Raw genomic sequence first — 14219 nt, 5'->3', positions numbered from 1 at the left:
ATTTAATTTTAGTAACAATAATGAAACATTTTCGGTTAGTGTTTTGAATAGACTTTTAATTAGAGGAGTGAAGAGCTTGGCTGGACACGTAGTAAAATACGGAAAACACCGCGAACGTAGAAGTTTCGCACGGATCAGTGAAGTGTTGGAATTACCCAACTTGATTGAAATTCAAACAGACTCTTACCAATGGTTTTTAGATGAAGGCTTGAGAGAGATGTTTGAAGACATTTTACCAATTGATGATTTCCAAGGGAATCTATCTTTGGAATTCGTAGATTACGAATTAAAAGAACCTAAATACACAGTAGAGGAAGCACGCGCGCATGACGCTAATTATTCTGCACCTTTACACGTCACTCTACGATTAACAAATCGTGAATCTGGAGAAATTAAATCACAAGAAGTCTTCTTTGGTGATTTCCCTCTAATGACTGAAATGGGTACCTTCATTATTAACGGAGCAGAACGTGTTATCGTTTCTCAGTTGGTTCGTTCACCAGGTGTTTATTTCCACGGTAAAGTAGACAAAAACGGTAAAGAAGGCTTTGGCTCAACGGTGATTCCTAACCGCGGCGCTTGGCTGGAAATGGAAACTGATGCGAAAGACATCTCTTATGTACGGATTGACCGTACGCGTAAAATTCCGTTAACTGTTTTAGTTCGTGCCTTAGGTTTTGGCTCTGATGATACTATTTTTGAAATTTTCGGTGAGTCATTAAGCTTGCGGAATACTATCGAAAAAGATTTACACAAAAATGCCAGCGATTCTCGTACGGAAGAAGGACTAAAAGACATTTATGAACGTCTTCGTCCGGGCGAACCAAAAACAGCAGACAGCTCACGCAATTTGCTAAATGCCCGCTTCTTCGATCCAAAACGTTATGATCTAGCAAACGTTGGTCGTTATAAAGTAAACAAAAAATTAGACTTAAAAACGCGTCTATTAAACCTAACTCTTGCTGAAACATTGATTGATGCAGAAACTGGCGAAATCCTTGTTGAAAAAGGAACAGTCTTAACGCACCAAGTAATGGAAACCTTAGGCGAACATATTGATAATGGGTTGAACAGTGTGACTTACTACCCAACTGAAGACGGTGTAGTTACTGAACCAATGACCGTTCAAGTCATCAAAGTATTATCACCTAAAGATCCAGAACGTGTTGTGAACGTGATTGGTAATGGCTATCCTGATACAAGTGTTAAAACAGTACGTCCAGCAGATATCATTGCATCAATGAGCTACTTCTTTAATTTGATGGAAGATATCGGCAATGTAGATGACATCGATCACTTAGGAAACCGTCGTATTCGTTCTGTCGGCGAATTACTACAAAATCAATTCCGTATTGGTTTAGCTCGTATGGAGCGTGTGGTTCGTGAAAGAATGTCTATCCAAGATACAGAAACCTTGACACCGCAACAATTAATCAATATTCGTCCTGTAGTAGCAAGTATCAAAGAATTCTTTGGTTCTTCTCAGTTGTCGCAGTTCATGGATCAAACCAATCCGCTGGGTGAGTTGACGCACAAACGTCGTCTGTCTGCCTTAGGACCTGGTGGTTTGACACGTGACCGTGCCGGCTACGAAGTTCGAGACGTTCACTATTCTCACTATGGCCGTATGTGTCCGATTGAAACGCCTGAAGGCCCGAATATCGGTTTGATCAATAGCTTGTCAAGTTATGCCAAAGTAAATAAATTTGGTTTTATCGAAACACCGTATCGTCGTGTGGATCGTGCAACCGGCAAAGTAACCGATCAAGTGGATTACCTAACCGCTGACACGGAAGACCATTATATCGTAGCGCAAGCAAATTCACGTTTAAATGAAGACGGCACCTTTGCGGAAGAATTAGTCATGGCTCGTCTACAAAGTGAAAACCTTGAAGTAACGATTGACCGAGTAGACTACATGGACGTTTCACCTAAGCAGGTAGTTGCTGTTGCGACAGCATGTATTCCTTTCTTGGAAAACGATGACTCCAACCGTGCTTTGATGGGTGCCAACATGCAGCGTCAAGCTGTGCCGTTGATCCAGCCTCGTTCACCACTTGTGGGAACTGGTATGGAATATAAATCTGCACATGACTCAGGAGCCGCTCTTTTATGTAAACATGATGGTGTCGTTGAATACGTGGACGCATCAGAAATTCGCGTTCGTCGCGATAACGGCGCGTTAGATAAATATATGGTTACAAAATTCCGTCGTTCAAACTCCGGAACAAGCTACAACCAACGTCCAATCGTACTTTTAGGCGAAAAAGTTGAAAAAGGCGATACCTTAGCAGATGGCCCTTCTATGGAAGAAGGCGAAATGGCTTTAGGTCAAAACGTATTGGTCGGCTTCATGACTTGGGAAGGGTACAACTATGAAGATGCGATCATCATGAGCCGTCGTTTGGTGAAAGATGATGTATATACCTCTATCCATATTGAAGAATACGAATCAGAAGCGCGTGATACAAAATTAGGACCTGAAGAAATCACTCGGGAAATTCCAAACGTTGGGGAAGATGCCTTGAAAGACCTTGACGAAATGGGGATCATCCGTATCGGTGCCGAAGTAAAAGACGGTGATCTATTAGTAGGTAAAGTCACTCCTAAAGGGGTAACCGAATTATCTGCGGAAGAACGTTTGCTGCATGCAATCTTCGGTGAAAAAGCACGTGAAGTTCGTGATACATCTCTACGTGTGCCTCATGGCGGCGGCGGAATCGTTCACGATGTGAAAATCTTTACTCGTGAAGCAGGAGACGAATTATCACCAGGTGTAAATATGCTGGTTCGTGTTTATATCGTGCAAAAACGTAAAATTCACGAAGGAGATAAAATGGCCGGTCGTCACGGTAATAAAGGGGTTGTATCCCGTATTATGCCGGAAGAAGATATGCCGTTCCTACCAGACGGAACACCAATTGACATCATGTTGAACCCACTAGGGGTACCGTCACGGATGAACATCGGACAAGTACTAGAATTGCACTTGGGTATGGCTGCTCGTCAGTTAGGCATCCACGTAGCAACACCAGTATTCGATGGTGCGAATGATGATGACGTTTGGGAAACGGTTCGTGAAGCTGGCATGGCTAGCGATGCGAAAACAATTCTTTATGATGGACGTACAGGTGAACCATTTGATAACCGTATTTCTGTCGGTGTGATGTACATGATTAAATTGGCTCACATGGTCGATGATAAATTGCATGCCCGTTCTATTGGACCATACTCTCTTGTTACCCAACAACCACTTGGAGGTAAAGCTCAATTTGGTGGACAACGTTTTGGGGAAATGGAAGTTTGGGCACTGGAAGCTTACGGTGCAGCTTACACCTTACAAGAAATTCTAACGTACAAATCTGATGACGTGGTCGGACGTGTGAAAACCTACGAAGCTATTGTCAAAGGTGAACCAATTCCAAAACCAGGCGTACCAGAATCATTCCGCGTATTGGTAAAAGAATTACAGTCACTTGGATTGGATATGCGCGTATTGGACATTGAAGAACAAGAAATCGAATTGCGTGATATGGATGACGATGATGATGACTTGATCACAGTTGATGCCCTAACGAAATTTGCGGAACAACAATCAGCGAAACAATTAGAAAAAGAAGCAGCTGAAGCAAAAGAAGCGGCCGAAGAAACAGCTGTTCAAAACTTCGAGACAGCGGAAGATATTCAAGACTAGTTGTTTTACATTTTGTTTAAAGTGCCAATAAAATCCGTTCGTTCAAGAGATTAGGTTGTACAGAAGCGATCTCTGCCTAAATAAGTGTGGAACGCTTTTGTATCGCCCTCTTTGAACCTCGGTGAATAGCTCATTCAGCTTTTCTAACTAATTGAATGGAGGGAATCCCTTTTGATCGATGTAAATAAATTCGAAAGTATGCAAATAGGTTTGGCTTCTCCAGAAAAGATCAGAAGCTGGTCTTACGGTGAAGTAAAGAAACCTGAAACGATTAACTACCGTACGTTAAAGCCCGAACGTGAAGGGTTGTTCTGTGAACGCATTTTCGGTCCAACTAAAGATTGGGAATGTGCTTGCGGAAAATACAAACGGATTCGTTATAAAGGTATCGTATGTGATCGTTGTGGTGTAGAAGTGACTCGTTCTAAAGTTCGTCGTGAACGTATGGGACATATCGAGTTGGCTGCCCCTGTTTCACATATCTGGTATTTCAAAGGTATTCCATCTCGTATGGGTCTAGTGTTGGACATGAGTCCGCGTGCCTTGGAAGAAATCATTTACTTCGCTTCTTACGTAGTTATTGATGCCGGCGATACTTCTTTAGAGAAGAAACAATTATTAACAGAACGCGAATACCGTGACAAACGCGACCAATATGGTCAAGGCTTTACTGCTGCAATGGGAGCAGAAGCGGTTAAACAACTATTGGACAATGTTGACTTAGATGGCGAAGTTGCTCAATTAAAAGAAGAACTAAAATCAGCACAAGGACAAAAAAGAACGCGTGCAATCCGTCGTTTGGATATTCTAGAAGCTTTCCGTGCTTCCGGCAATCAGCCAAGCTGGATGGTTATGGATGTTATTCCAGTTATTCCACCGGATTTACGTCCGATGGTTCAATTAGAAGGTGGCCGTTTTGCTACAAGTGACTTGAATGACTTGTACCGTCGTGTAATTAACCGTAACAATCGTTTGAAACGTCTATTGGATTTAAATGCACCGAATATCATTGTTCAAAATGAAAAACGGATGCTTCAAGAAGCCGTAGATGCATTAATTGATAATGGTCGTCGTGGACGTCCGGTGACAGGTCCAGGTAACCGTCCTTTGAAATCTCTTTCTCATATGTTAAAAGGGAAACAAGGTCGTTTCCGTCAAAACTTACTAGGTAAACGTGTGGACTATTCTGGTCGTTCCGTTATCGTCGTAGGTCCGAACCTTAAAATGTATCAATGTGGCTTGCCAAAAGAAATGGCCATCGAATTATTTAAACCATTTGTGATGCGTGAATTAGTTCAACGTGAAATTGCAACGAATATTAAAAATGCAAAACGCAAGATTGAACGTCAAGAAGATGAAGTGTGGGATATTCTGGAAGAAGTTATCCAAGAACACCCAGTTTTACTTAACCGGGCACCTACGCTGCACAGACTAGGTATTCAAGCTTTTGAACCTGTTTTAGTTGAAGGTCGCGCAATCCGTCTTCACCCATTAGTATGTGAAGCCTACAATGCCGATTTTGATGGAGACCAAATGGCCGTTCACGTACCATTGAACGAAGAAGCCCAAGCAGAAGCACGTATGCTAATGTTAGCTGCGCAAAACATCTTGAACCCTAAAGATGGTAAGCCAGTTGTAACGCCTTCCCAAGATATGGTTCTAGGAAACTACTACTTAACAATGGAAGAAGCTGATCGTGAAGGCGAAGGTATGATCTTCCGCGATATGAATGAAGCGGTCTTAGCATGGCGTAATGGCTATGTCCATTTACATTCTCGGATTGGTGTACAAACAACGTTGCTTGGCGACAAACCATTTACGGATTGGCAAAAAGAACGTATTTTGATCACAACGGTTGGTAAGATTATCTTCAATGAAATCATGCCGATTGAATTCCCGTATCTGAATGAACCGACTGACTACAACTTAACTGTCCAAACACCGGATAAATATTTTGTAGAAGCAGGAACTGATATTCCAGCACATATTAAAGCGCAGGAATTAGTGTTGCCGTTCAAGAAGAAAAACCTTGGAAATATCATCGCTGAAGTATTCAAGAGATTCCATATTACTGAAACCTCTAAAATGCTTGACCGCATGAAAGACTTAGGGTACAAACACTCAACGTATGCCGGTATGACTGTAGGGATTGCCGACATTATGGTTCTCCATGAAAAACAAGAAATCATTGAAAATGCCCACAAACAAGTTGAAAATATTACAAAACAATTCCGTCGTGGTCTGATTACAGATGATGAACGTTATGAACGCGTTATTGGTGTGTGGAATGCAGCCAAAGACGAAATTCAACAAAAACTGATCGAAAGTATGGATGCTAAAAATCCAATCTTCATGATGTCAGATTCTGGTGCCCGTGGTAATATCTCCAACTTTACTCAGCTTGCTGGGATGCGTGGATTGATGGCGGCGCCAAACGGACGTATCATGGAATTGCCGATCATCTCTAACTTCCGTGAAGGACTGTCTGTCTTGGAAATGTTTATCTCAACTCACGGGGCTCGTAAAGGAATGACCGATACAGCCTTGAAGACAGCCGATTCAGGTTACTTGACTCGTCGTCTGGTTGACGTAGCCCAAGATGTAATTATTCGGGAAGATGATTGTGGGACTGACCGTGGTCTTGAAATTCAAGCGATCCGTGAAGGAAATGAAATCATCGAATCTCTTGAAGAACGTCTGATTGGACGTTATACTCGTAAATCAGTGGTTCATCCAGAAACAGGAAAAGTACTGATTGGTGAAAACCAACTAATCTCTGAAGATATTGCTAAAGAAATTGTTGATGCAGGAATTGAAACAGTCACAATTCGTTCCGTATTTACATGTAACACGAAACATGGCGTATGTAAGCATTGTTATGGTCGTAACTTGGCTACTGGCTCCGGCGTTGAAGTGGGCGAAGCAGTTGGTACAATTGCCGCTCAATCAATCGGTGAACCAGGTACACAGTTGACCATGCGTACTTTCCATACCGGCGGGGTTGCCGGTGATGATATCACTCAAGGTCTGCCTCGTGTCCAAGAAATCTTTGAAGCACGTAATCCGAAAGGGCAAGCAGTCATCACAGAAGTTACCGGTGAAGTCATCGATATTTCTGAAGATCCTGCTACACGTCAAAAAGAAGTAACCATCAAAGGAAAAACAGATACACGGACATACACTGTGCCTTATACAGCGCGTATGAAAGTGGCTGAAGGCGACACCATTCATCGTGGTGAACCGTTGACAGAAGGATCCATTGATCCAAAACAATTATTACAAGTTCGTGATGTATTATCTGTTGAAAACTATCTATTGCGTGAAGTACAACGCGTTTACCGTATGCAAGGGGTAGAAATCGGTGATAAACATATCGAAGTAATGGTTCGTCAAATGCTGCGTAAAGTTCGTGTTATGGATCCAGGTGACACAGAAATTCTGCCAGGTACACTACTTGATATCGCAGAATTTAAAGATCGTAACTATGACACATTAGTAGCCGGCGGAGTTCCAGCAACTAGCCGTCCAGTGTTACTAGGAATTACGAAAGCATCTCTAGAAACAAACAGTTTCTTATCTGCTGCGTCATTCCAAGAAACAACTCGTGTGTTAACCGATGCTGCGATCCGCGGTAAGAAAGATCCATTACTTGGCTTGAAAGAAAATGTTATCATCGGTAAGATCATTCCAGCTGGTACTGGTATGGCTCGTTACCGTAATATGGAACCAAAAGAAGTTAGCGTTGCAAGCGAAAATGTTTACAGTATCTCTGATATTGAAGCTCAAATGGCTGCAGAAGATGCGCTGAATGAATTAAATAAATAAGCAAAAAAATGAGCAACCGCAAACTATAACAATGGTTTGCGGTCGCTCGTTTTTTTACTAAGTGACCTATAAAGCTAATTCTGAAGCAGCTTCCTGATCTAGAACGATCGTTAAATTGGGGTGTGTTTGTAATAAAGAAGCGGGCACATCATTAGTGACTGGACCAAAGAAGGCTTGCTTGATAATTGCTGCTTTTTTCTTTCCAGTAGCAAAAAGTAGGATTTCTTTTGCCTGCATAACACTTTTTGGTCCCATAGTAACATAAAAATCTGGACGTTCATTCTCGTCGCCGCCAACTTCGCTAAGCAAGATGTCTTTCATATTTTCAGTTGCATCTTCTCCTACATAAGAAGTCAGGTCTTCAAATTTGGTTGTTCCTGGCAAGTTGCCGCAGTAGTGACCATCTGCACCAATTCCCAGTAAAATCAAATCTAAACCGCCATCTTGTTCAATTCTTTTATCCTGTTCTTTATAATTTTTTTCATCAAGAGAATGGATTTGGTCGGTTGGAATTGCTGCTGGTTCGAAGAATAAACTGTTAAGATTAGACATTGTTACACCATAGCCTTGCTTTTGCTTGAATGGAATTTCATCAAAATTATAGTAATGAACATTATCAAAATATGGTTTATTTTTTACGTCTTCTACTAAATATTCGTACATTTTAACAGGTGTTGAACCTGCAGTAATAGCTAAATTCACTCGTTTTTGCTGGTACATTTTTCCTAATAAAATATTTGCGGCAACTCGACTCATTTTTTCGTATGTTTCTTCAACAATAATTTTCATATCATTCACTTTCCTTTCTTTTTTTTAATGTAACATGTGGGAACCATCCCATGTCAACGGCTTTTTTCAAAGCAAATCAATATCTTTATTTTTGTATCCGGATTATTATAAAGAAAAAAGAGGTGAGCATAAATGGAACAGCAATATGAAAAAGCGATCTTTGCCGGCGGCTGCTTTTGGTGTATGGTCAAACCTTTTGATAGTCAACCGGGTATTATCTCAGTTATTTCAGGCTATACTGGCGGGCATGTCGAAAATCCAACCTATGAAGAGGTTACGACAGGAACAACCGGACATACGGAAGCCGTGGAGATCACCTATGATCCAAGCATAATCTCATATGAAACCTTAGTAGAAACGTATTGGCAGCAAACTGATCCAACCGATGCACTCGGTCAATTCGCCGATCGCGGAGATTCTTATCGTCCAGTCATCTTTTATGCAAATGAAAAGCAAAAGGAAATTGCTGAGCAATCAAAAGCCGCGTTACAAAATAGCGGTCGCTTTGATCGACCAATTGTGACAAAAATCGAACCAGCACAGCCTTTTTATCCTGCAGAAGAGTACCATCAGGATTATTATAAAAAGCATAGTGTTCACTATAATCTCTATCGGGAAGGCTCCGGACGAGCAGGTTTTATAAGAAAAAATTGGCAAAAGAAAGCATAAATATAAACGTTCATGTTAGTAAAAGGGTCAAAAGATTAATTTCTTTTGATTCTTTTTATGTACATAAAAGAACTGCGAATAAACCAATACTTAAAAAAGGAACAAAAGGCAGCCTCTGCAGCTTTTTTCGTGTATAAACTTGATAAATCAATAAAAAAAGTAACCCGGTGCCGCTTGCGATAAACAGCAAAAGAACCATCTTGCTGCTTCCTAATAAAATACTCCATAAAATTATGATAAGACTATCTCCACCGCCTAAAGAATCTGGTAAAATATAGTTAAGGAGTAAAAGACCTGAAAGAGCAATGAAGCCGGCAATAAAATGAAATGACAGACCAAGCTGAAAATGATTCATACATAAAAGAACCGCGAAAAAATAAAAAAATTTGGGCTCAACAATCAAGTAGAAGATATCAGTCAAAGCCAATACAAAGGCACACAATAAAAAAGAGAGTGTATAAACAGGCATTGCACTTTTCAAAAAAACAAAAAGCCAAAGTAACCCGCAAGTCAACTCGCTAAAAAAGTAAATGCTGGATAATTTACTTTGACAATAGCGACACCGAAACTTTAAAAATAAGATGGAAATAAGCGGTATCAGCTCCAAAAAGGTAAGCCTTGTCTGACAATTGGCGCAGTGTGAGGCCGGATATAAAATAGACTGACCAAGAGGAACGCGCTCTGCCGCTAAGCAAAGAAACGAACCAATAATGCAACCAATGGTAAAATAGATAAATAGCATAAAGCTTCCCCCTCTATTATAAACATACGCAGTAATTCTTTTTTTCAGTATAAAAAATAAGACTATCGGCAGGAAACGAGGAGATTTAATGAACAAATTAGCAATTGGCGTAGATATCGGTACGACACAAACGAAAGCGGTTGCGTTTGATGAAGAGGGGCAGGTGCAAACAACTGCGTATGTGCGCTATCCATTAATCCAAGACACTGAAGGGATGGCAGAACAGGATATCGATCAGCTGTTTTCAGCAGTCGTGGATTGTATTCAGCAGGTGGTAAAAAAAATCCATCCATGTGAAGTTTCCTTCGTTTCTTTTTCAACGGCAATGCATGGGTTAATCGTTATGAATCATGAAAATCAGCCTATAACTCGAGTGATTACTTGGGCGGATAATCGAGCAGAAAAACAAGCAGAAGCTTTCAAAGGAACAGCGTTTGGGCAAACTATTTATCAAAATACAGGGTTGCCAATGCACCCAATGACTCCTTTTCATAAAATTCGCTGGTTAAAAGAAACCCAGCCGGAGCTTTTTGAACAGGCTGCTGCTTTTATCGGAATGAAGGAATATATCCTTTATCGTCTATTTGGACAATATATTACGGATTTTAGTACAGCTTCAGGAACTGGTTTTTTAAACATTCATCAACTTGATTGGGATTCGTTGGCGTTAGCTGAAATGGCTATTACTAAAGAACAGTTGCCGCGCTTAGTTGCTCCTACTCATCAATTGACAGGTTTAAAAAGAGAATGGGCTGAGCTTTTGGGGCTTAATCCGGATACGATTTTTATTTTAGGTGGAGCAGATGGACCATTATCAAATCTGGGTTTAGGCACAATGAAAGCAGGGACCGCCACATTGACAGTCGGAACAAGCGGAGCTGTGCGTTATATTGTGGATCAACCCTATTTGCATCCGCAGGCAGAAACATTTTGTTGTGTGTTGGATGAAACGCATTGGGTAATTGGCGGCGCCACTAGTAATGGCGCCGGAATTTTTGATTGGGCTTGCGAAAATTTATTAAAAGAACGCCAAGAGCAAGCCCGCCTTTCTGGCGAAAATCCCTATGATGCTGTAATGGAAAGAGTGGAAGAAGTTCCGGCAGGTGCAAAGGGATTATTGTTTCATCCTTATCTTTTAGGAGAACGAGCTCCCTTATGGAATGCAGAAGCGACCGGTAGTTTTATTGGGCTGAAAAGAAACCATACAGATAGTATTATGATGCGTGCTGTAGTTGAAGGCATTTGTCTAAATATCAAGCGTATCTTAACTGAGTTGGAGGAGCTAGGTGGTCCTGTGGCAGAAATTCGGGCGACCGGCGGTTTTGCAGATTCACCTGTTTTTAAGCAAATGATGGCAGATGTCTTAGGACACTCCTTAGCGTTGACTGAAAGTATTGAAGCATCTGCATTGGGAGCTGTTTTGTTAGGCTGGCAAAGTGTTGGTGCGATTGCAGATTTAAAACAAACCAGCAAACAAATTAGAATTTATGAAATAGTGACACCAAATGAAGAGAATCACCAGATTTATCAACAGATATATCCTTTGTTTTTAGCCACACAGCAGCAGCTTTCTGCGGTTTATCATCAGCTCGCGCAAGTAAGAGTAGACTTGGAATAAATAATTTTGACAAAACAGAAAGAACTTGTTTTACTAATAAGTAAGAGAATGGAGGCAGTGAATGAAAAAATTATGGTTAGCAACAGTGGTGAGTGTTATAGCTTTAATAGCATTGGCAGGTTGCGGCTCAAAAGGGATCTCCGGAGAAGAAGCTGGAGAGTTGTTTGTTAATCGATTAGTCTATCAAAAAGAAGAACGCAAATTTTCCAAAGAATTTCAAAATGGTGAACAGTTTGGTCAGGAATTGGATGAAACCATACAAACGTTTGGAGAAAATTTTGCTCAAAGTTTAAATACAACGAGTGCTAAAGTTCCAAAAAAACAGGTACAGCAAGTGACGCAGGAATTACAGAAGCAGGCAAAAGAAAAGACGACATATAAGATTGTGGAAGTAAACGAAACAAGAAACGGAGCAACAATCACATATTATGTGACGGGTTTAGACTTAGTCAGTGCTGTACAGGAAATGACGAGAGAATTGGTAAAAGAAACCTTATCAAATTCAGAAATTAGTGATGAGGATCAAAAAACAGTTGAAGCAACATTTAATATTTTGGAAGAACGTGTCAAAGTAATAAAAGTCAAAGCAGATCCGGTAGAATTTAAATTACACTTGAAAAAAGAAAAAGGAAAGTGGTATTTACCGGAGAAAAATAAAGAAGAAGCTATCAATCTTTATATCACTTTTATTTCTGGTGCTAAAACTATGGATAAGATGAACGATGAGTTAGAAGAAGCGATGAATGTCGTTGCTCAAGAAATTATCGATTCTCTGGATACTCAAGCAGTATCAAATTCAGAATAAGTATTTTCGTAGATTATAATTATTATTAAATTAAAAATATTATAAATATGAATGGTTTTAGTATACTTTTTCTGTATTCTGTACTACAATTAAAGATGTAGAAAATATTAGGAGGATGATGCATAATGAAATTTGAACAAACCAAAGAAGTGTTAAACCAACTCGTTGCTGACCTAAGCCAATTTTCAGTGGTAATCCACCAAACACACTGGTATATGCGTGGAGAAGAATTCTTAACGCTTCATCCAAAAATGGATGAATACATGGATCAAATTAATGATCAATTAGATGTTGTTTCAGAACGTTTAATTACTTTAGATGGTTCACCATATTCAACTTTACAAGAATTTGCTGACCATACTGGAATTGAAGACGAAATCGGCAACTGGGATCGTACTATTCCAGAACGCATGGAAAAATTAGTAGAAGGTTACCGTTACTTAGCTGATCTTTACCAAAAAGGAATTGAAGTTTCTGGTGAAGAAGGCGATGACTCTACCCAAGATATCTTTATTGCCAACAAAACAGATATCGAAAAAAATATTTGGATGCTACAAGCAAAATTAGGTAAAGCACCTGGTATTGATGCAGACACACGTACGAAAACTCGTTAATTAAAACAAGAACTGGTAAAAAGTAGCTTGCTATTTTTTACCAGTTCTTTCGTTTTCGAGCGTTTTTTTACTGCGAGCAATAGCTGCTTTTATTTGATTAAACCCAGTGCCACCATAGGAATGTCTACGTTCTACTGCGGTTTTAGAAGCTAAAGCTTGATATATATCTGCTTCAATGAGAAGCGATAGTGCTTGATAGTCCTCTAAGGGAACATCCTGCAGATAGATTCCTTGTTTGGTACAAGCTAAAACCAATTTACCAACAATTTCATGCGCCTGTCTGAACGGCATTCCTTTATTTGCAAGGTAATCCGCTAATTCTGTCGCGTTGGAGAAATCTTTTTCGGTGGCTTGTGCCATTTTATCTTGGTTCAATGCCATTGTTTCAACCATACCAGACATGATGTTTAAACTGGCTAAAATCGTGTCTGCGGTGTCAAACATGCCTTCCTTATCTTCTTGCAGGTCTTTGTTATAAGCTAACGGTAGACCTTTTAGAATGGTCAGCAGCGAAAATAAATTGCCGTACACGCGGCCCGTTTTTCCACGTACTAATTCAGCCATATCTGGATTTTTTTTCTGCGGCATAATTGAACTGCCTGTAGAAAATGTATCTGTCAATTCAACAAATTGAAATTCATGACTGCACCATAAAATAATTTCTTCGCAAAAACGTGAAAGGTGCATCATCAAAATCGAGCTGTTACTCAAAAATTCTAAAATAAAATCACGATCGCTGACGCCGTCCAAGCTATTTTCATAAATAGCAGAAAAACCCATTAGTTCTGCAGAATATGCCCGATCAATCGGAAAGGTAGTGCCTGCCAAGGCTGCACAGCCTAATGGTGAAATATCAATCCGTTTTAAGCTTTCGATAAATCGTTCTTGATCTCTGGTTAGCATGCCATAATAAGCCATCATGTGGTGAGCAAATGAAATTGGCTGAGCGTGCTGTAAGTGCGTATATCCGGGCATCAGTGTTTCGATATTTGCTTCCGCTTTTTTCACCAAAACGTGGCGAAATGAATGAATCTGTTCAATAACAGCTTTAACTGTTTCTTTTAAGTAAAGATGCATGTCTGTAGCAACTTGATCGTTTCTGCTGCGGGCAGTATGCAATTTTCCAGCCACAGGACCAATTTCATCATGTAAATATTTTTCGATATTTAAATGGATATCTTCATCTTCAATCGTAAACGTTAATTCACCATCTGCCAGCTTTTTTTGTAGAGACTCAAGACCTGCCGTAATCTGGGCGGCTTCATTTTCTGTTAAGATCTTTGTTTTAGCCAGCATCGCTACATGCGCTAAGCTACCTGTAATATCTTGGGCCGCTAACTTCTGATCAAAGGAAATAGATGCACCGAATGCATCAATCCAAGCTTCGCTTGGACCTTCAAAACGACCACCCCATAATTTTTCCATTGATTCACCTCCTAAATAGATTTGATAGAATATAAATC

At 40.2% G+C, this 14219-nt stretch carries 9 protein-coding genes; 6 read left to right on the top strand and 3 right to left on the bottom strand.

What is annotated here, in order from left to right; translation table 11 throughout:
• Nucleotides 1–76 precede the first annotated feature (76 nt).
• Together rpoB and rpoC are read left to right on the top strand one after the other, a co-directional pair.
• Entirely contained in the window at nucleotides 77–3694 is a 3618-nt protein-coding gene (rpoB, locus tag ABH902_RS13610; RefSeq protein WP_404591593.1) for a DNA-directed RNA polymerase subunit beta, read from the top strand.
• Between the two features lie 171 nt (nucleotides 3695–3865).
• Nucleotides 3866–7519 carry a DNA-directed RNA polymerase subunit beta' gene (gene rpoC, locus ABH902_RS13605; RefSeq protein ID WP_404591591.1) on the top strand — a complete coding sequence of 1218 codons (3654 nt, stop codon included), beginning with the start codon at nucleotides 3866–3868 and terminating at the stop codon, nucleotides 7517–7519.
• Nucleotides 7520–7585: 66 nt separating this feature from the next.
• On the opposite strand, the gene ABH902_RS13600 is transcribed toward rpoC, so the two are convergent.
• On the bottom strand, nucleotides 7586–8308 hold the full coding sequence (locus ABH902_RS13600; RefSeq protein ID WP_404591589.1) for a glucosamine-6-phosphate deaminase: 723 nt from the start codon (nucleotides 8306–8308) through the stop codon (nucleotides 7586–7588).
• A gap of 132 nt (nucleotides 8309–8440) precedes the next feature.
• On the opposite strand from ABH902_RS13600, the gene msrA reads away from it, so the two are divergent.
• Complete coding sequence (gene msrA / locus ABH902_RS13595; protein WP_404591587.1) at nucleotides 8441–8977, top strand: peptide-methionine (S)-S-oxide reductase MsrA; 537 nt, start codon at nucleotides 8441–8443, stop codon at nucleotides 8975–8977.
• A gap of 55 nt (nucleotides 8978–9032) precedes the next feature.
• Here msrA and ABH902_RS13590 read toward each other — a convergent pair whose 3' ends face one another.
• The gene (locus tag ABH902_RS13590) at nucleotides 9033–9719 is read right to left on the bottom strand and encodes a prepilin peptidase (RefSeq protein WP_404591585.1); all 687 of its coding nucleotides are present in this window, start codon (nucleotides 9717–9719) and stop codon (nucleotides 9033–9035) included.
• An 88-nt stretch (nucleotides 9720–9807) separates the two neighbouring features.
• On the opposite strand from ABH902_RS13590, the gene ABH902_RS13585 reads away from it, so the two are divergent.
• The 3 genes from ABH902_RS13585 (at nucleotide 9808) to ABH902_RS13575 (ending at nucleotide 12756) form a co-directional block, all read left to right on the top strand.
• Nucleotides 9808–11337 carry a gluconokinase gene (locus ABH902_RS13585; RefSeq protein ID WP_404591583.1) on the top strand — a complete coding sequence of 510 codons (1530 nt, stop codon included), beginning with the start codon at nucleotides 9808–9810 and terminating at the stop codon, nucleotides 11335–11337.
• A gap of 61 nt (nucleotides 11338–11398) precedes the next feature.
• Entirely contained in the window at nucleotides 11399–12142 is a 744-nt protein-coding gene (locus ABH902_RS13580) for a DUF5105 domain-containing protein (RefSeq protein WP_404591581.1), read from the top strand.
• Between the two features lie 125 nt (nucleotides 12143–12267).
• On the top strand, nucleotides 12268–12756 hold the full coding sequence (locus ABH902_RS13575) for a DNA starvation/stationary phase protection protein (RefSeq protein WP_404591579.1): 489 nt from the start codon (nucleotides 12268–12270) through the stop codon (nucleotides 12754–12756).
• 30 nt (nucleotides 12757–12786) lie between these two features.
• Here ABH902_RS13575 and argH read toward each other — a convergent pair whose 3' ends face one another.
• Nucleotides 12787–14181: an argininosuccinate lyase gene (argH, locus tag ABH902_RS13570; RefSeq protein WP_404591577.1), complete on the bottom strand. Its 1395-nt coding sequence runs from the start codon at nucleotides 14179–14181 to the stop codon at nucleotides 12787–12789.
• Between the last annotated feature and the right edge of the window lie 38 nt (nucleotides 14182–14219).

Source organism: Enterococcus sp. UD-01 (assembly GCF_044909655.1).
GTDB lineage: Bacteria > Bacillota > Bacilli > Lactobacillales > Enterococcaceae > Enterococcus_L.
Note: the sequence above shows the minus strand (reverse complement) of the source record. Positions and strands in the feature narration are given on the sequence as shown.

Bases quoted from the DNA above. Each gene is read 5' to 3' on its own strand.
- ABH902_RS13585 (WP_404591583.1), top strand. From the start codon at position 9,808: ATGAACAAATTAGCAATTGGCGTAGATATCGGTACGACACAAACGAAA.
- msrA (WP_404591587.1), top strand. From the start codon at position 8,441: ATGGAACAGCAATATGAAAAAGCGATCTTTGCCGGCGGCTGCTTTTGG.
- ABH902_RS13575 (WP_404591579.1), top strand. From the start codon at position 12,268: ATGAAATTTGAACAAACCAAAGAAGTGTTAAACCAACTCGTTGCTGAC.
- ABH902_RS13580 (WP_404591581.1), top strand. From the start codon at position 11,399: ATGAAAAAATTATGGTTAGCAACAGTGGTGAGTGTTATAGCTTTAATA.
- ABH902_RS13590 (WP_404591585.1), bottom strand. From the start codon at position 9,719: ATGCTATTTATCTATTTTACCATTGGTTGCATTATTGGTTCGTTTCTT.
- argH (WP_404591577.1), bottom strand. From the start codon at position 14,181: ATGGAAAAATTATGGGGTGGTCGTTTTGAAGGTCCAAGCGAAGCTTGG.
- ABH902_RS13600 (WP_404591589.1), bottom strand. From the start codon at position 8,308: ATGAAAATTATTGTTGAAGAAACATACGAAAAAATGAGTCGAGTTGCC.